This window comes from Mesorhizobium sp. M0244 (assembly GCF_040321795.1).
Classification (GTDB): Bacteria; Pseudomonadota; Alphaproteobacteria; order Rhizobiales; family Rhizobiaceae; genus Mesorhizobium.
On the sequence record NZ_JAMYSE010000214.1, the window covers coordinates 1 to 1,421 of the forward strand.

Annotated in this window: 1 protein-coding gene; it reads left to right on the forward strand. The window is 63.3% G+C overall.

The genetic code is table 11. The annotated features are described in order from the left end of the window. The first annotated feature begins 114 nt into the window (after positions 1 to 114). Positions 115 to 1,143, forward strand: coding sequence for an IS110 family RNA-guided transposase (locus tag NKJ08_RS38690; protein WP_352532767.1), 1,029 nt, complete (start codon positions 115 to 117; stop codon positions 1,141 to 1,143). The last annotated feature ends 278 nt before the right edge of the window (positions 1,144 to 1,421 follow it).

Below are 1,421 nucleotides of genomic sequence, written 5' to 3' on the forward strand. Positions count from 1 at the left end.
TCAACAGATGGGGTGATTGGGGTCTCGCCCGAGCCAAGGTGCGGGCGGCTGCTCCTGTATGGATGTTACAACGTGGTCGCCTTGGAGCGCCACAAACATCGGGAAGGAGCAGCCGTGAAGTATTTTGCTGGATTAGACGTATCTTTGGAAGAGACCGCGATTTGCGTCGTCGATGAGAGCAGTCAGATCGTGAAGGAAACACGAGCGGCGAGCGAACCACAGGCCTTGTCCGATGCGTTGCGGAAGCTCGATCTGCCGCTGGAGCGCATCGGGCTTGAAGCGTGCTCGCTGACGGCCTGGCTTCACGATGGATTGTGCGCCGAAGGTCTGCCTGCGATCTGCATCGAGACGCGCCAAGCCAATGCGGCCATGAAGACGATGCCGAACAAGACCGATCGCAACGACGCCCGCGCGCTTGCGCAGATCATGCGCACGGGCTGGTATCGGCAGGTGCATGTCAAGAGCCGGCAATGCCGGCTGTGGCGTGCGCTGCTGGTTGCCCGCCGGACGGTGCTGAACGAGATGCGCAGCATCGAGAATGTCGTGCGCGCCATGCTGCGAGAGGCCGGCGTCAAGCTCGGTACGCCATCGCGCACCGCCTTTGCTGATCGCGTGCGCGAACTGGCCAGTGCCGAGGTGATGGCGATGGTCGAGCCGCTGCTTACGATCCTCGGCACCATGCTCAAGGAGTTCGCCCGGCTGACCAAGAAGGTTCTCGACATCGTCCGCAAGGAGGAGGTCTGCCGGCGGCTGATGAGCGCGCCAGGCGTTGGTCCGATTACGGCGCTCGCCTTCCGCGCCACGATCGACCGGCCGGAGCGGTTCGGCTCCTCGCGGGCGGTGGGAGCGCATCTGGGGCTGACGCCAGCGCGATACCAATCCGGTGAGACCGACATCCAGGGCAAGGTCAGCCGCTGTGGCGACGAGCTCGCCCGCACAGCACTCTACGAGGCAGCCCATTCACTGCTTGTGCGTTCCAAAAAGTGGTCGAGCTTGCGCGCCTGGGGCATGAACATCGCCAGACGCCGCGGCATGGCGCGGGCGCGGGTGGCGGTGGCCCGCAAGCTGGCCGTCATCCTGCACCGCATGTGGGCCGACGCAACCGAATTCCGCTTTGGAAAGGAAGCCGCCGGATCGGCATGAAATAGCGCAAGGAACAAAAACGAACACAAACAGTGGTTCGCCCGCGAGGGTGATCTGGATCGTTCCCGTGGGGACGATGGGCAAGGCGATCTCGTTAGCAGGCACGATCCTGGGCGAAGTCTCCCAAGGTCGTTCAACAGATTGAGACGCCTCGCTCTCCTGACCCCATCATGCGGCGGCTCCGCGCCGACCGCGAAGAGAAGCGAGTGACCCGCGGGGCGACATGGTCCGGAAAAAAGACAGGAAACGCTTGACCTCACCGACCCCAATCAGAGAAG